This window comes from Micromonospora sp. MW-13, assembly GCF_003434305.1.
Lineage (GTDB): Bacteria > Actinomycetota > Actinomycetes > Mycobacteriales > Micromonosporaceae > Micromonospora.
On sequence record NZ_QKKX01000027.1, the window covers coordinates 26,421 to 41,616 of the forward strand.

Genomic DNA, 15,196 nt, shown 5'->3' on the forward strand with positions numbered 1-15,196 from the left:
GGGCGGACGGCGGGCATCCGTTCCGGTAGCGTCGGGCAGACCGTCGCTTGTGAAGAGAGGACCATCGTGAGCACCTCGCGGGGTTACGGCGGCGCCGGTGGCGCTGTGGAGAGCATGTTGCGCCAGGCGCAGGAGCAGCAGCGCCGGCTGGCCGAGTTCCAGCAGCAGCGCGCCGACCTGCGGGTTACCGGGGAGAGCCCGGACGGCCTGGTCCGGGTCACGGTGAACGGCGAGATGAAGGTCGGTGACATCGAGATCAACGCCCGGGCGATGCGGCTGGACAGCTACTCCCTCGCGGAGGCGCTCCAGGCCGCCATCGACGCGGCGTACGCGGCCTTCGGCGAGCGCCAGCAGGAGCTGCTGACGGAGATGCTCGGCGGCTCCGAGCTGGTCCGCCGGGCCCAGGAGGGCACCCTGGCCCCGGAGGACTGGTTCCGCCAGTTCGGGGTGGACCTGACCGACCCGTTCCGCGGCCTGCGCCGCTGAGCTGCGAGGAGACACGGTGGCGAACAAGGTCGACGTCGACGCGATCCGCAAGGCGAGCAAGAAGCTCGACGCCCCGGACGGCCCGATCCAGTACCTGCGCAACGTGCAGGCCCTGCTGGAGAGCGTGAAGCTGCCGAGCGGTGCGCTGACCCTCTTCGGTGGCACGACCGTGGCGGCGCACAACGCCTCGGTCGACGGTCACCTCGAAAACGTGAAGACCGGCATCACGCACCTGCACAAGGCTGCCGAGCAGCTTGAGCAGACCGCCAAGAACTGGGAGAAGTCGGACCAGCCGTGGGTGGTCAAGTGACCGGCCGGGCGCCTGACAGGGGGAACAGCTGATGTCGGAGATCCTGATCGCCAACGCGTCCGGAGCGGTGACCGGCACGCACACGGTCGCCGCGGCGACGGCACCGGTGCGGGGGCTCCTCCCCGCGGCCCGGGCCAACTGGGTCTGGCTGGTCGGCGCCGGCATCCTGGGGGTGATGATCGCCTACCTCGAGACGTTCGACAACGACGAGGTCAACAAGTCCATCAAGGAGTGGGGCGACGCCGCGCGCCTGCTCGGTGGGGACCAGTTCGGCGCGGCGCTGGACCAGGTGCCGCCGTCCGACACCGAGTGGGACTTCGACGACCGGGACGCGTTCGAGCTCTTCCTCCGCAAGCTCGGGGCGGAGATCAACTCGCTGGCCGAGGCCTTCAACGCCAACAAGGACACCCTCACCTCCGCCCGGGACGCCTTCAACGATGCCGTGAACGCGCTGGTCGAGGCGCTCATCCCGATCCTGATCGCGGTGATCGCGTCGGTCGCCCTCCAGGCGTTCCCGCCCACCGCGCCCATCGCGGAGGCGATCGGGGTGGCCGGGATGACCGTGAGCGTGGCCATCCTCGCGCTGATCTTCGGGGACATCAGCGCGATGTTCACCGCCGTGATGGCGGGGTTCCAGAGCAACAACCGGTTCGCCTTCGTGTCGGACTCCCGGCCCGGCTGGGGGCCGACCGGCTCGGATCCGGACATCAAGGACATCACGATCGACTGGGTCAAGGACTCCAAGTTCTACGAGTGACCGAGAGGCGGCGACATGGCCAGAGTGGTCTTGGGGCTCTTCGTGTACTCCCTGGTGACCATCCCGGTCTTCCTCGGGCTGGCGCTGGTCGCCCAACTGGCCCAGGTGACCTGGGCCAGGCGGGCCAGCGAGGCGGTGCTCATCACGGGCGTCGCCGCGCTGATCCCGGTGGTGCTGGACCGGGCGCTGGAGAAGCCGGTGCTCTGGGCGGGCGTGGTGCTGCTGGTGGTGCTGCTGGTGGTCGGCGTGGTGATGCACGTGAAGTCGTACAGCCGGCCGTCCTGAGGGCGGGGCACGGGCGGGTCGGATCCGCCCACATACGGTCCGCACCGGAACGCGCGGTGGACCCCACTTGCCCAGGAACGACGGTACGAAGGCAGGGCTGCGGCGGCTGGACGGGATCGGTTACCGTCTCATCCAGAGTGTCCGTCGGTGGGGTTGTTGCCTTGCCGCGGGGGAGGGCGCGGCAGAGTTCCGCCGCCACAACGATGACGGAAGGGTGTGAAGCATGGCGTTCGAGGTCGAAGCATCGACTCTGCATACCGCGGCGAATGACGTGCGGTCCACGCGCAGCGAGGTCGACGGCGAGCTGAAGAAGCTGTGGAACGTGGTCGACGACCTGGCGATCGCCTGGAAGGGGCAGGCGTCCGGGGGCTTCCAGCAGCTCATGCAGCGCTGGAACGAGGACTCCGCCAAGCTGCTGACGGCGATGGACAACATCGCCGACCTGCTCGACCAGTCCGGTACGACCCACCAGGTCAACGACGAAGAGCAGCAGCAGATGCTGGACAAGTTCCACGCTGCTCTGAACCCGTGACCGGCAGCCAGGCGCAGAGGAGGAAATCGTGACGATCAAGGTTGACTACGCGGTCCTCGAGAGCAGCAACCAGCAGATGACTGCCATCTCGCGGACCATCGACGAGAAGCTCGACACGCTGCGGTCCATGCTGACCAAGCTCCAGTGGGAGGGCGAGGACCGCACCGCCTACCAGCAGCACCAGGCGCAGTGGGACGCCGCCGTCCGGGACATCAACAAGATCCTGAACGACATCGGTGGCGCGGTCGGCCTCGCCCGGGAGAACTACGTCACCACCGAGATGAGCAACTCCAAGGTGTGGACTAGCTGAGAGAATCGCCGGCACGGCTCCGGTCCGGCTCGACCGGACCGGAGCCGTTCTGTGTGACGGGTAGGAGAGCGATGCGTACGGGGAAGCGCCGCCGACCGCTGCTGCGGTCCGCAGCCACCATGCTGGCGCTGGTCACCGTCGCCGGCGGCGGTCTCCTGCCCGGGCCCGCGCCGGCCCGGGCCGCCGACACGGTACGCGGCCTCCAGTGGTACCTCGACGCGCTGCGGATTCCCGAGGCGCACAAGCTGACCCGGGGCGAGGGCGTCACGGTCGCCGTGGTCGACGGTGGGGTGCACGCCGCCCACCCCGACCTGCGGGGCCAGGTGCTGCGGGGCACCTCGCTGTCGAGCGAGGTGCCCGCCGACGGTCGTACCGACCCGGACCGCGAGAACGGCCACGGCACCGCGATGGCCGGCATCATCGCCGGGCGGGGCGGTGGCGCCATGCGCGAGCTGGGCATCGCCCCGGCGGCGAAGATCCTGCCGGTCGCCCTGGGGCCCGAGCGGGACTGGGACCTGCCGGGCGCCATCCGCTGGGCGGCCGACGCCGGCGCGGACGTGATCAACCTGTCCGTCGGCGCCGCCGGCAGCGACCAGCGGACCACCGAGGCGGTGCGGTACGCGCTCGACAAGGGAGCGGTCCTGGTGGCCGCCGCCGGCAACCGGCGGACCGACCGCGCCGTGCCGCTGCCGGCCAACATTCCCGGCGTCCTGGCGGTCGGCGCCACCGGCAGGTCCGGCTCCCTTTGGAGCGGGTCGGTCGCCGGCCCGGAGGTGGGGCTGGCCGCGCCCGGAGAGCGGATCATCGCCCCGGCACCGCCGGCCGTCTCGCCCAACGGCTACGCCGTCTCCGACGGCACCAGCCGGGCGACCGCCGTCGTCTCCGGCGTCGCGGCGCTGGTGCGGTCCCGGTACCCGAAGCTGGACGCCGCCAACGTGGTGAACCGGCTGGTCCGCACCGCGCGCGACCAGGGGGCGCGGGGGCGCGACCCCGAGTACGGCTTCGGCTCGGTCGACGTGCTGGCCGCGCTGACCCGGTCGGTGCCCGGGGTGGCCACGAACCCGCTGCTGTCCGGTGCCTCGCCGACGCCGTCACGGGCCGCCGCCGGGGGCGACGAGGCCGGCGACGATCGTCCGGCGGTCTCCTTCGGCCTGGCCGACAACGCCCCGGTCCAGCTCGCGCTCTGCCTCGCGGCGGTGCTGCTGGCCGGCGGGGTGGCCGTGGTGCTGGTCGTGGTGAACCGACGGGCGGCCCGCCGCCGCGCCGGCCCGGCCGGCGGCCCGCCACCGCCCCCGGGCCCCGGACCGCCGGCCGGTCACGGGCCGTACCCGGGACCCGGGCCGGCACCCGGCGGCCCACCGGCCGGGTACCGGCCGCCACCGGGCCCCGGGCCGCACCCGTACCAGCCGCGTCCGGTCAGCCCGCCACCGGCCCCGCCGCCGTACGGGCAGCAGGGCGGGCATCCGTACGGCCCGGCGGGGCGGCCGGGTCCGCCGCCAGGCGGCGGGCCGGCCGGGGCGGCGCCCCCGGCGGACCCGCAGCCGCGTTGACACCGACACCACAGACACGGGACCAGGGGAGGGCGCCATGGGCGACGAAGACAACGATCCGGACCGGGTGAACGTCGAGTTCGCCGTCCCGATGCCGGTCAACCCGATGTTCCCCAGGGTGGGCGACATCCGGGGGATCAGCTTCGACCGGATCGGCGTGGACCAGGCCGAGACGCCGTCCGGGCTGGTCGCCGGGAAGGGCGAGAAGGGCGTCGAGACGGAGTGGGACGCCGGCAACCTCGACTCGGCCATCACCTGGCTGGAGACGCACGCCAGCTACCTCAACCGGCTGTCCTACGACATGTCCGACATCAAGGAGAAGCTCGGCGGCGACCAGGCCGTCGCCGGCAAGGGTCCGCTCGGCGGCTTCCAGTACGCCCAGCAGCTCGCCCAGCAGCACCACCAGGTGTACGGCAGCACCGAGAGCGGGCTGCGCACCCTCTCGGAGAACCTGTACACGGCGGCCGAGGCGCTGCGCACGGTCAAGCGGAACTACGAGACCGCCGAGGGGGCCAACGCCATGACGGCGCAGGAGATGCAGAAGGCCTTCAACGACGCCGCCCGCGGCGGCGACAGCTAGATCGGGGGTACGGGACGTGGGGGACAAGAGCTGGGAGACGATGGCCCGTGAGGTGCTCGTCGAGGGCCGGCCCGCCGACGTGCAGAGCGCCGCGCTGGGCTGGAAGGAACTGATCAAGAACCTCGATCAGGTCCGGGAGAGCCTGGAGACGAACGTCAAGGATCTCGGCGCGGTCTGGAAGGGCCCGGCGTACAAGTCGTTCAAGACGCACATCGAGGGGCTCGCGAAGAACGCCGAAACCATCGTCGACGACATCGACAAGCCGGGCCGGGGCAAGGTCAGCATCGTGACCACCCTGGAGACCGCCGCCAGCCAACTGGAGCAGGCGCAGAGCAAGATGCCGATCCCGGCGGCCTGCGTCGGTGACGTCATGGCGGCCCGCAACGGCGAGATCACCCTCGGGATCGGACTCTTCGAGACCCGGGTCAAGGCTGACCTGATGGGCAGCTGGCCGGTCGAGCAGCTCGGCAAGCTCGGCGACTGGGTGACCGGCTGGTTCTCCGACCAGGAGGGCGAGGCCCGGCAGGTCTACAACGAGGTGAACGACAACTTCAAGGACCGGGCCATGGAGGCCCCGAGCTCCGTGAACCCGGGGACCCGCGACGACCTCAAGCCGGACATCCCCGACCTGAAGACGGGCGGCGGTGGCGGTGGTGGCGGCGGCGGGGTGCCGAAGGTCGGCGGGATGCCGGACATCGGCGGCGCTAAGTCGCCCGACGTCGGCAACCTGCCGCAGATCGACGGCGGCAAACCCGACCTCGGGTCGACCGCCCACCCGGACCTGTCCACCCCGGGCACGGGGAACCTCCCCGGCAGCGGCTACCCGGGCACCGGCGGACCCGACGACGGCTACGGCACCGGCCTGGCCGGTGCTGGCGCACCGACCACCACGGGCCTCGGCTCGGGCAGCGGGCTGGGTGGTGGCGGCGGAGCGGGCCTGTCCGGCGGCGGCGCGGGCGGGGGCATTCCCGGCGGCGGCGCGCTCGGCAAGGCGGTCAGCCCGGGGCTGCCGCCGATGATGGGCGGCGGGGCGGCCGGCGCGGGCGGCCGGGGCGCGGGCGGTCGGCTCGGTGCCGGCAAGCCCGGCATGGGCGGCATGATGTCCCCCGGCATGGCGGGCGGTGCCGGTGGTCGGGGCGCGGGCGGCAAGGCCGGGGCCGGTCGACCGGGCGGCGCGATGGCCGGCCGGGGCGGCGCGGGCGGGATGGGCCACGGCGGGGCCGGCTACGCCGAGGAGGAGCAGCCGCGCAACACCTGGCTGGAGGAGGACGAGGACGTCTGGGGCGCGGGCGGCGACGGCGGGGCCCCCGGCATCCTCCGCTGATCCCCCGGCCCGTGTCCGACGCCGCTCACGACGGTGCCGTCCCCGCCTCGGCGCGGGCCGGCACCGTCGTGCTCACCGGGACGAGGCCGCGGAGGGTCGGCGTCCCGGGCGCCAGCCGCGCCGCCGGCCCCGGATCAGGATCGGCTTGGCGGCGAGCAGCACGCCGGCCAGCAACGCGCCCACCACGGCCACCCAGACCGCCACGGACCGTTGCCAGCCCAGCGGGTCCCGGGGCGGGGCCGGCGCGGCGAGCGCACCGGGCGGCGGGTCGGTACGGGTGCCGAGCAGGCTGGTCACCGCCCGGTACGGGTTCACCACCCCGTACCCGACCTCGGCGTTGTGCCCGTCCGGCGGGCTGTCCGCCGTGCGGGTGAGCCGGGCGGCGACCTGTTCCGGGGCGAGGCCCGGGTACGCGGCGCGGACCAGCGCGGCGGCGCCGGAGACGTACGCGGCGGCGAAGCTGGTGCCGCCCTGCGGCTCGGCGAGGTACCCCTGCCCGCGGGGCGCCGGGCCGAGGATGTCCAGCCCCGGCGCGGCGATGTCCACGTAGTCGCCGCTGACCGAGCTGCCCACGTGGCCGCCCTGTTGGTCGACCCCGGCAACGGCGATGACCCCCGGGTACGCCGCCGGGTACGCGGGCAGGTTCTGCTGCTGCTCCTGCCGGTTGCCGGCGGCGGCCACCACGACGACCTCGTTGTCCAGGGCGTACTCGACGGCGGCGGCCAGTTCCGGGCGGGGCAGCGTGACCAGCGACAGGTTGATCACGTCGGCGCCCTCGTCGACGGCCCAGCGGATGGCCTGGGCGATCTGCGCCGGCAGGCCCTCGTCGTTGGTGCGCTTGGCGTCGGGCAGCACTCGTACGGGCAGGATGCGGGCGGCCGGGGCGATGCCGGTGAACGGCGAGCCGGTGCCCTCCCGGCCGGCGATGATTCCGGCGACGATCGTGCCGTGCCCGGCCTCGTCGCACTGGCCCTGGTGGGCGGGCAGGTTGTTGAAGTCCCGCCCGGGGCGCACCTGTCCCCGCAGCAGCGGGTGGGTGGCCGAGACGCCGGAGTCGATGACCGCCACGGTGACCCGCTCGCCGCGGGTGATCCGCCACGCCGCGGCGGGGTCCAACCGGGACAGCGCCCAGGGGGTCCCGGTGGGTGCGGGGAGCCCGCTCGGCCCGCAGGCCGGGGCCGCCGAGGCCGGGGCGGGGGGCGCGACGGCGGTGCCGAGCAGCGCTGCCGCGAGTCCACACAGGAACGCGGACCGCGCCCGCCCGGTACGCCCGATCACTGCCATCCCCCTGGCCGGGTAGCTCCCGCGCATCGGCAGAGAGTACCGTCGCGCCGCGCCGGGCGGGGACACGGGCCGTCGGCGGCTCAGGAGTCGGCGGCCCTCTCGGACCGCTCCCCCGTGAAGAGGGCGAGCAGGTCGCCGACCTGGCGGTCCGACTCGGCCGGGTGGCGGAAGTGCCCGCTCGGGTTGACCGTGTACTCGTTGCGCCGGCCCACCCGGGTACGCCGGAGGTAGCCGCCGGCCTCCAGGTCCGCCACGATCGCCTGGGCGGCCCGCTCTGTCACGCCCACCTCGTCCGCGACGTCGCGCAGCCGGGCGGTCGGGTTCCGGGCGATGGCGAGCAGCACGTGCGCGTGGTTGGTGAGGAACGTCCAGTTCCGGGTGTTCCCGCTCGCGCCAGCCGTCGTCGTCATGTCCGACATGTTATGGCGGGCGCGTCCCACCCACGGCCCTGGGCGGCCCGCGGGCGCGGTCGGGGGGGCGCGGGGGCGGCCCACGTGCGCCACTTACGGGCCGCGCCCGTGCGCAAGGACTTCCCGACGTATGAAATGCGTATCACGTAACGCTTGACGTATCTTTAGCTGCGTGTGACGGTGGAGGGACTGGTCGGGTGGCCGAAGGGCGAGGTGGTGGGGCATGGATCATGCGAGCAAGTCGATGGCCGGGACGGGTGTGGGGCGGGTCGCCCCGTCGCCGGCCGCTCGCCCGGGTGACCCCGGCCCGCTCGCCCCGGACCGGGCCCTCGCGGAGCTACAGGCGGGCAACCGCCGGTTCGTCACCGGGGTGCCGCGCCACCCGAACCAGGACGCCAGCCACCGGGCGGCCGTCGCCGACGGCCAGCACCCGTTCGCCGTGATCGTCGGCTGCTCCGACTCCCGGCTGGCCGCCGAGATCATCTTCGACCGGGGGCTGGGTGACCTCTTCGTGGTCCGCACCGCCGGGCACACCGTCGGCCCTGAGGTGCTGGGCAGCGTGGAGTACGCGCTGACCGTGCTGGGCACCCCGCTGGTGGTGGTGCTCGGGCACGACTCCTGCGGCGCCGTGCAGGCGGCCCGGGCGGCGGCCAGCACCGGCACCCCGCCCGTCGGCCACCTGCGGGCCGTGGTGGACGCCGTGGTGCCCAGCCTGCACCGGGCCGCCGAGCGCGGGGTCGAGGACATCGACGGGATCGTCGACATCCACATCGCGCAGACCGTCGAGGCGATGCTCGCCGACTCGCCCGTGCTGGCCGCCGAGGTCGCCGCCGGGCGGTGCGCGGTGGTCGGGATGTCGTACCGGCTCAGCGCGGGCGAGGTGCGGACGGTGGCCGCGGTGCCCGCCGGCTCCGTCCCGGCCGTCGCCGCCGCCCCGGACGCCCCGGATGCCCTGAGCGCCCCGGCTGCCCCGAACGCCCTGAGCGCCCCGGCCGCCCCGAACGCCCTGAGCGCCCCGGCCGCCGCCTGAGGCGCCCGCAGCGGCGCGACACGACGAGGGCCGCCCCGCGCTGGGATGCGGGACGGCCCTCGATCGCGTGGCGGCGTCGTCAGAGCAGCGACATGTGCACGTGGTCGGTGTGGTTGGAGGGCCCGCTGTAGGACTTCCAGCCGGTCGCCGGGAACCAGATCTGCCGGTTCCAGATGACGTAGTAGATGCCGAGCCGGTCGGCGTTGCGGATGAGGAACGCGGCGAGGTTGTTGCCGTACATCCGGGTGTCGTTGTTGTGCCAGGGAGCGAACCCGCTGTTCTGCAACGACCAGTCGCAGGCGCGGCCCTTGGGGTGCTCCCACGGCCCGCCCGGCCGGTAGCAGCCGACGAACCGGCTGAAGCCGGCCCTCTTGGTCTCCTTGTACGCGTGCAGCGTGCGCGGCGTGATGCAGCCGGAGGTGGTCGGGTCGTTCTCGCTGCACGACTCGGGACGCCAGTCGCCGTCCGAGCTCCGGCCCGGCGCGATCCTCGCGACCGGGGACGTGGCGTTGACCAGGCCACCGGTGAAGCCCTTGCCGCCGACCAGCGCGAGGGACTTCTCGGCGTCGTACTTCTTCTTCGCCATGATCGCAGTCTGTTTCTTCTGCTCGCGGATCTCGGCGTCGAGCGCGAGCTTGGCCTGCACCGCGCGCTCCTTGGCGTCGTTCACCTCGCTCAGCTTCCGCGCGTTGATCATGTTGAGCTGGTCGAGGGCGGTGGCGCGCTTGACGAACGAGTCCGGTGCGCCGCTCTCCAGCAGCACCGCCATCGGGCCGATCCGCCCGGTCCGGTACGACTGGGCGGCCATCTCGCCGACCTGCGGGGCGAGCGCCTCCAGTTCCTGCTCGGCCCGCTTCACCTCCATGGCGAGCTGGAGCTGGCGCTTCGTGGACTTGTCGAGCCTCGTCTTGGCCTGGGCGTACTCCCGGTTGGCCGCCTCGATGACGTCGGTGATCAACTGGGGCTCGTCGTCCTCCTCGTGCCCCGACGGTTTGGGGGTGGAGGGCGCGGCCAGCGCCGGGGCGGCCGGCCCGGCGAGGATCGCCAACGCGGCGAACGCGGCCACCACGGGTGTCAACCAGCGGCGCAGGGGTGCCGTCACAGTGTTCCCTTCCATCGACCGCCGACCGGGTTAGCTGACGGGTTCGGGACGGAACCGGCCCCTACCGCTCGCGCGGATGCACCCCAGGTACCTGGATCCCCGGCTCGCCTCGCGGCGATTGGGCGGCGGCACCGCAGGCGCCGCTGCGCGCCTTCGGCGGTGACCGGCAGCGAGGTTACCCGAGAGGCATCCTCGGGATCTACGTCCGGATGCCGACTAAATGCGTCATTTCGTAATCGCTGTCGGTAGTCAGTGACGCGGTTCTCAGGCGTGCCGCCACTCCCGGTCACGCTGCGAGGTGTCACCATGTGCTGTCCGTGCTCCCTTCTCGGCCGGCCCACCGGGCCGGGGGGTCGGTGGGCCGGGCCGGGCCGCCGGGGAACCGGTCGTCGGGCCGCCCGCCGCTGAGCGCCTCCAGCGCGAGGTCCCGCTCCGCAGGACGCCGGTCCCCGCCGGGGGTACGCGAGGCCGGGACGTCCCCGTCGCCGGCCGGCCGCCCGGGTCCGGCCGCGGCGGCCCGGCCCGCCGCGGTGACCACCGCGGCCAGCCCGGTCGTCAGCGGCACGGCGGCGATCAGGCCCAGCGTGGCGACGGCGCTGCGGACGATCTCCTGCGCCATGAACTCGGTGGTCAGGATCTCGGTCACCGGGCGGGAGTCGGCGGTGAGCAGGAGCAGCAGCGGCAGCGACGCGCCCGCGTACGCCAGCACGATGGTGTTCACCGTGGACGCGATGTGCGCCCGGCCGACCCGGGTGGCCGCCCGGTAGAGCTGCAACCGGGACAGCCCCGGGTTGGCCTGCGCCAGCTCGGTCACCGTGGCCGCCTGGGTGACCGTGACGTCGTCGAGCACCCCGAGCGAGCCGATGATGATGCCGGCCAGCAACAGCCCGTGCAGGTCCACGTCGCCCCGGAACATCGACAGGGTGGTGGCGTCCTCGCTGCCGTACCCGGTCAGGTGCGTGGCGGCGGTGGCCAGGGTGCCGAGGACGCCCGTGAGCACCAGGCTGCCCAGGGTGCCGAGGACCGCGACGGAGGTCTGCGCGCTCACCCCGTGGGTCAGGTACAGCACCACGAACATGATCAGCGCCGAGCCGACGACGGCGATCAGCAGCGGCGACCCGCCGGCGCCGATCCCGGGCAGCACGAACGTCAGCAGGATGGCGAAGCTGGCGGCCAGGCCGGCCAGGGCGGCCAGCCCCCGCCAGCGGCCGAACGCGACGATCGCCAGCGCGAACACCACCGCGAGCCAGACCAGCGGGGTGCCGCGCTGGTGCTCGGCGATGTTGTAGGCGCTGGCCGTCGGGTCGGCGGGGTCGGTCAGCTCGACCAGGACGATCCGGTCGTCGACGGCGACGGTGGGCGCGCCGGGACCGGTCGGGATCGGCGTCTCGACCTGTTGCCCGGCGTCCGGCCCCTGCTCCACCCGGACGGTGGCCGTGCCGCACGGGCCGTCCTGCGCGCCCGGCCCGCCCCCGTCCTGCGGCGTCTCCGGCTGCGGCGGGCACGCCTCGGTCACCACCCGGGTCACCGTGCCGTGGTACCGGGGCACCGCCGCACTGTCGTCGCCCTGCGGGCCGCCGTCGCGGGGCCAGAGGACGACCGCCGCGATCACGGTGATCACGAAGAGCGGCACCACGGTCGCGACGAGGATCCGCCGCACCCCGGGCGGGGTGGGCGGGGCAGGTCGGGTGTGGTCGGCGCCCATCGACGGTCTCCAAACGGTGTCAGCGCGGGGCACGGGCCGGCGGCCCGGGGCGGTTCGGCAGCGGCCCGGCCGCCGGGTCGGGCACCACCCGGCGGGGTACGCGGGGCGGGCGATGCGGAATCCGGACGACCATCGCCCGAAATGGTAGCCATCCTCACCTGGGAACGCAGGTCGCGCGCCGGGCGGCCCGCCGGGAGGTGTCCCGGCGAGCCCGGGACAGTCATGATCGACTCCGTATCCCGCACACCGCGCTCTCTCCGTCGATCGAACCCCCGTTGCGCGGCATCCGGAGTCGATCGTGAGGGTATGGCGGTCGATCGTGGGGGTATGGCGGGCGCGTGGTCCGGCGAAGAGGCATGTTGGGACCATGGCCCACCACGAGCCCGCCGGGCGCGACGAGCACGCCGGCCACGTGGGGCGCGACGAGCACGCGGGGCACGACAGGCATGCCGGGCACGACCCGGAGATGTTCCGCCGCCGGTTCTGGCTCTGCCTGGCGCTGGCCCTGCCGATCGTCGCCACCAGCCACATGGTGACGGGCTGGTTCGGCCACCCGGTGGAGTTCCCCGGCCGGGCACTGGTCGGCCCGGTACTCGGCTCGGTGGTCTTCTGGTGGGGCGGCTGGCCGTTCCTCGTCGGCGCGGTCCGCGAGCTGCGCGACCGGACCCCCGGGATGATGCTGCTCATCGCGATGGCGATCACCGTCGCGTACGTCGCGTCGCTGGCCACCAGCGTCGGCGCGTTCGACCTGGACTTCTGGTGGGAGCTGGCCGCGCTGGTCACCATCATGCTGCTCGGGCACTGGCAGGAGATGAAGGCGATCGGCCAGGCCCGGGGTGCCCTCGCGGCGCTGGCCGCGTTGCTGCCCGACGACGCGGAGCGGATCCGGCCGGGCGGCGGCACCGACCAGGTCCCGGTGGCCGAACTGCGCGTCGGTGACGTGCTGCTGGTCCGGCCGGGCGGCCGGGTACCGGCCGACGGGCGGGTGGTCGACGGCGCCGCCGAGCTGGACGAGTCGATGATCACCGGGGAGTCCCGCCCGGTCGGCCGGTCGGCCGGGGACAAGGTGGTGGCCGGCACCGTGGCCACCGACTCGGCGGTCCGGGTCGAGGTGACGGCGCTGGGCGAGGAGACCACCCTGGCCGGTATCCGGCGAATGGTCGCCGAGGCGCAGGGCTCGGGCGGCCGGGCCCAGGTGCTGGCCGACCGCTCCGCGGCCTGGCTGTTCTACGTCGCCACCGCCACGGCCGTGCTGACGGTGCTGGTCTGGGCGAGCCTGGGCGACCCCGGCGAGGCGGTGGTGCGTACCGTCACCGTGCTGGTCATCGCCTGCCCGCACGCCCTCGGCCTGGCGATCCCGCTGGTCGTCGCGCTCTCCACGGCGGTCGCGGCGCGCTGCGGCATCCTGGTCCGCGACCGGCTCGCGTTGGAGCGGATGCGCACCGTCGACGCGGTGCTGTTCGACAAGACCGGCACCCTGACCCGGGGCCGGCATGCGGTCACCGGCGTGGCGGCGGCCCCCGGTGCCGGCGAGGACGAGGTGCTCCGGCTGGCCGCCGGGGTCGAGGCGGACAGCGAGCACCCACTGGCGCGGGCGATCGTCGCGGCCTCCGCCGGGCGGGGCGGGCCGGCGCACGCCACCGGCTTCCGGTCGCTGCCGGGCTGCGGCGTCCAGGCCACCATCGACGGTACGGAGTACGCCGTGGGCGGCCCGGCCCTGCTCCGCGAGCTGGGCGCGGACCCGCCCGCCGAGCTGGACCGGGCCGTCGGGCAGTGGGCCGCACAGGGTGCCGCCGTGCTGCACCTGGTCCGGCTGCCCGGCACGGTGCTGGGCGCGCTCGCCCTCGCCGACGAGGTACGCCCCGAGGCGCGGGCGGCGGTCGCCGAGCTGCGCGCCCAGGGCGTCCGGACCATCGCGATGATCACCGGGGATGCCCGTACGGTGGCCGAGGCGGTCGCCGCGGAACTCCGCTTCCGGCCCGGGGTGGACGAGGTCTTCGCCGAGGTGCTCCCCGGCGACAAGGACGGGAAGGTCGCCGAGCTCCAGCGCCGGGGGCGGACCGTGGCGATGGTCGGCGACGGGGTGAACGACGCCCCGGCGCTCGCCCGAGCCGACGTGGGCATCGCGATCGGGGCGGGCACCGACGTGGCGATCGAGTCCGCGGGTGTGGTGCTCGCCTCGTCCGATCCGCGCGGGGTCGCCGCGGTGGCCCGGCTCTCCCGGGCGTCGTACCGGAAGATGGTGCAGAACCTCGCCTGGGCCGCCGGCTACAACGTGGTCGCCCTTCCGCTGGCCGCCGGGGCCCTGGCCTGGGCAGGCGTGACCCTGAGTCCGGCGGTCGGGGCGATCCTGATGTCGGCGTCCACCATCGTGGTGGCCCTGAACGCCCAGCTGCTGCGCCGCGTGCGCCTCGCCCCCGAGTGACGGCTGGCCCGAACGCTGCGCCGGGGTACGGCGGGCCCGGGACCGGTGGGCGACGGTGCCGTCGTGGCGGGTTCGGCGCGGACGGCCCGGCCGGGCCGGCTAGCGTGGACGGGGTGCGGACGGCGACGGTGCTGACTGCCGGGCGGTGGGCCCGGCTCGTGCTGCTGCTCTGCACCCTGGTCGGGCTGGCCGCGATGCACACCCTCGGCCACGGCGCGCACGGCGGCGGGGGACCCGGTGGCGGGGGTCACGGTGGCGGGGGTCACGGTGGCCACGACCGGTCCGGGCCTCCCGGCGCGCGTCCGGCAGCCTCCGCCTCCGCCACGGTCGCCTCCGGGGTGACCGACGCGATGGGCATGGCCTTCCCCGTCGCCGCCGCCAGGGGCGCGGCCCCATCCGTGACCGACGTCACGGGCGCGGCCCCGTCGGTCGGCCATGTCAGGGGCGCGGCCCCGTCGGTCGGCCATGTCAGGGGCCCGGCGCCGTCGGGCGGCGCCGTGACGGGCGGCGCCGCGTTCCTCGTCGGCCTGACGGGGGTGGGTCCGGTGCCGGTGCCGCCCGGTGGCTGCCCGGTGGACGGGTGCCCGACGGCCTGGCTGCTGCCCGCCGACGATCCCGGTGCCGGTTCACCCGGCTGGAGCATCTGCCTGGCGGTGCTCGGCGCGCTCGCAGCCGCGCTGCTCGTCGCCGTGCTCCTGCTCACCGGGGCGCGGGCGGTGGGCCTGTCCGCTCGTCGGTCCGGCGGGGCACCCGCCGGACCGTCCGCCCCGCCGCCCCGGCCGGTCGGTCTGCGGCTGGCCGAGAGTTCGGTGTCGCGCACGTAGGACGCCCCGGCACGGATGCCCGGCCCTGGCCGGCGACCCGTGTCACCGTCCTGCCCGCGTACGCAATCCACACCGAAGGATCCAGACCGTGACCACTCGTACGATCATGCGCCGCGCCGTCCTGGCCGGCGCGGCGCTCACCGCCGCACTGGCCCTGCCCGCCTGCGGCTCCGCCGACCACTCCTCCTCCGGCCACGGCGCGCCGGCCACCGCGACCGGCGGTGCCCCGGCGAGCGGGTCGACCACGTTCGGCGACGCCGACGTGATGTTCGCCCAGATGAT

General features: G+C 74.4%; 16 protein-coding genes, 1 pseudogene and 1 riboswitch. Of the genes and pseudogenes, 13 read left to right on the top strand and 4 right to left on the bottom strand.

What is annotated here, in order from left to right; translation table 11 throughout:
- Window positions 1–66 precede the first annotated feature (66 nt).
- From C5N14_RS14590 to C5N14_RS33970, 9 genes are all read left to right on the top strand, one after another.
- On the top strand, window positions 67–486 hold the full coding sequence (locus C5N14_RS14590) for a YbaB/EbfC family nucleoid-associated protein (protein WP_117668636.1): 420 nt from the start codon (window positions 67–69) through the stop codon (window positions 484–486).
- Between the two features lie 16 nt (window positions 487–502).
- Window positions 503–796 (top strand): hypothetical protein, encoded by a 294-nt coding sequence (locus C5N14_RS14595; RefSeq protein WP_117668637.1) that lies wholly within the window; start codon window positions 503–505, stop codon window positions 794–796.
- 31 nt (window positions 797–827) lie between these two features.
- Complete coding sequence (locus C5N14_RS14600; RefSeq protein ID WP_207892738.1) at window positions 828–1,553, top strand: NADH-quinone oxidoreductase subunit H; 726 nt, start codon at window positions 828–830, stop codon at window positions 1,551–1,553.
- Between the two features lie 15 nt (window positions 1,554–1,568).
- A complete protein-coding gene (locus C5N14_RS14605) occupies window positions 1,569–1,838 on the top strand; it encodes a hypothetical protein (protein WP_117668639.1) in 270 nt (89 codons plus the stop codon).
- Window positions 1,839–2,061: 223 nt separating this feature from the next.
- A complete protein-coding gene (locus C5N14_RS14610) occupies window positions 2,062–2,370 on the top strand; it encodes a WXG100 family type VII secretion target (protein WP_117668640.1) in 309 nt (102 codons plus the stop codon).
- A 28-nt stretch (window positions 2,371–2,398) separates the two neighbouring features.
- Window positions 2,399–2,680, top strand: a complete 282-nt coding sequence (locus C5N14_RS14615) for a WXG100 family type VII secretion target (RefSeq protein ID WP_117668641.1) — start codon at window positions 2,399–2,401, stop codon at window positions 2,678–2,680.
- 71 nt (window positions 2,681–2,751) lie between these two features.
- Complete coding sequence (locus C5N14_RS14620) at window positions 2,752–4,230, top strand: S8 family serine peptidase (RefSeq protein WP_117668642.1); 1,479 nt, start codon at window positions 2,752–2,754, stop codon at window positions 4,228–4,230.
- 37 nt (window positions 4,231–4,267) lie between these two features.
- Complete coding sequence (locus C5N14_RS14625) at window positions 4,268–4,810, top strand: hypothetical protein (protein WP_117668643.1); 543 nt, start codon at window positions 4,268–4,270, stop codon at window positions 4,808–4,810.
- A gap of 16 nt (window positions 4,811–4,826) precedes the next feature.
- Complete coding sequence (locus C5N14_RS33970; RefSeq protein WP_128763583.1) at window positions 4,827–6,134, top strand: WXG100 family type VII secretion target; 1,308 nt, start codon at window positions 4,827–4,829, stop codon at window positions 6,132–6,134.
- 72 nt (window positions 6,135–6,206) lie between these two features.
- Here C5N14_RS33970 and mycP read toward each other — a convergent pair whose 3' ends face one another.
- Both mycP and C5N14_RS14640 read right to left on the bottom strand, forming a co-directional pair.
- Window positions 6,207–7,445 carry a type VII secretion-associated serine protease mycosin gene (mycP, locus tag C5N14_RS14635; RefSeq protein ID WP_243639592.1) on the bottom strand — a complete coding sequence of 413 codons (1,239 nt, stop codon included), beginning with the start codon at window positions 7,443–7,445 and terminating at the stop codon, window positions 6,207–6,209.
- 53 nt (window positions 7,446–7,498) lie between these two features.
- A complete protein-coding gene (locus C5N14_RS14640; protein ID WP_371685844.1) occupies window positions 7,499–7,837 on the bottom strand; it encodes a helix-turn-helix transcriptional regulator in 339 nt (112 codons plus the stop codon).
- Window positions 7,838–8,072: 235 nt separating this feature from the next.
- Here C5N14_RS14640 and C5N14_RS14645 point away from each other — a divergent pair, with 235 nt between their 5' ends.
- Complete coding sequence (locus C5N14_RS14645; protein ID WP_117668646.1) at window positions 8,073–8,858, top strand: carbonic anhydrase; 786 nt, start codon at window positions 8,073–8,075, stop codon at window positions 8,856–8,858.
- 79 nt (window positions 8,859–8,937) lie between these two features.
- Here the strand turns inward: C5N14_RS14645 and C5N14_RS14650 are convergent, their stop codons facing one another.
- Both C5N14_RS14650 and C5N14_RS14655 read right to left on the bottom strand, forming a co-directional pair.
- Complete coding sequence (locus C5N14_RS14650) at window positions 8,938–9,960, bottom strand: hypothetical protein (protein ID WP_117668647.1); 1,023 nt, start codon at window positions 9,958–9,960, stop codon at window positions 8,938–8,940.
- A gap of 3 nt (window positions 9,961–9,963) precedes the next feature.
- Window positions 9,964–10,095, bottom strand: a riboswitch (cyclic di-AMP (ydaO/yuaA leader).
- 166 nt (window positions 10,096–10,261) lie between these two features.
- Complete coding sequence (locus C5N14_RS14655; protein ID WP_117668648.1) at window positions 10,262–11,665, bottom strand: YibE/F family protein; 1,404 nt, start codon at window positions 11,663–11,665, stop codon at window positions 10,262–10,264.
- A 367-nt stretch (window positions 11,666–12,032) separates the two neighbouring features.
- Here C5N14_RS14655 and C5N14_RS14660 point away from each other — a divergent pair, with 367 nt between their 5' ends.
- The 3 genes and pseudogenes from C5N14_RS14660 to C5N14_RS14670 form a co-directional block, all read left to right on the top strand.
- The gene (locus C5N14_RS14660; protein ID WP_117668649.1) at window positions 12,033–14,090 is read left to right on the top strand and encodes a heavy metal translocating P-type ATPase; all 2,058 of its coding nucleotides are present in this window, start codon (window positions 12,033–12,035) and stop codon (window positions 14,088–14,090) included.
- A gap of 113 nt (window positions 14,091–14,203) precedes the next feature.
- Entirely contained in the window at window positions 14,204–14,914 is a 711-nt protein-coding gene (locus tag C5N14_RS14665; protein ID WP_128763584.1) for a hypothetical protein, read from the top strand.
- Between the two features lie 88 nt (window positions 14,915–15,002).
- A pseudogene (locus tag C5N14_RS14670) lies at window positions 15,003–15,196 on the top strand (DUF305 domain-containing protein); the annotation flags it as partial.

Excerpts from the sequence above, each read along its gene's own strand:
- C5N14_RS14600 (WP_207892738.1), top strand. The coding sequence starts at position 828 with ATGTCGGAGATCCTGATCGCCAACGCGTCCGGAGCGGTGACCGGCACG.
- C5N14_RS14605 (WP_117668639.1), top strand. The coding sequence starts at position 1,569 with ATGGCCAGAGTGGTCTTGGGGCTCTTCGTGTACTCCCTGGTGACCATC.
- C5N14_RS14610 (WP_117668640.1), top strand. The coding sequence starts at position 2,062 with ATGGCGTTCGAGGTCGAAGCATCGACTCTGCATACCGCGGCGAATGAC.
- C5N14_RS14620 (WP_117668642.1), top strand. The coding sequence starts at position 2,752 with ATGCGTACGGGGAAGCGCCGCCGACCGCTGCTGCGGTCCGCAGCCACC.
- C5N14_RS14625 (WP_117668643.1), top strand. The coding sequence starts at position 4,268 with ATGGGCGACGAAGACAACGATCCGGACCGGGTGAACGTCGAGTTCGCC.
- mycP (WP_243639592.1), bottom strand. The coding sequence starts at position 7,445 with ATGCGCGGGAGCTACCCGGCCAGGGGGATGGCAGTGATCGGGCGTACC.
- C5N14_RS14640 (WP_371685844.1), bottom strand. The coding sequence starts at position 7,837 with ATGTCGGACATGACGACGACGGCTGGCGCGAGCGGGAACACCCGGAAC.
- C5N14_RS14645 (WP_117668646.1), top strand. The coding sequence starts at position 8,073 with ATGGCCGGGACGGGTGTGGGGCGGGTCGCCCCGTCGCCGGCCGCTCGC.
- C5N14_RS14655 (WP_117668648.1), bottom strand. The coding sequence starts at position 11,665 with ATGGGCGCCGACCACACCCGACCTGCCCCGCCCACCCCGCCCGGGGTG.
- C5N14_RS14660 (WP_117668649.1), top strand. The coding sequence starts at position 12,033 with ATGGCCCACCACGAGCCCGCCGGGCGCGACGAGCACGCCGGCCACGTG.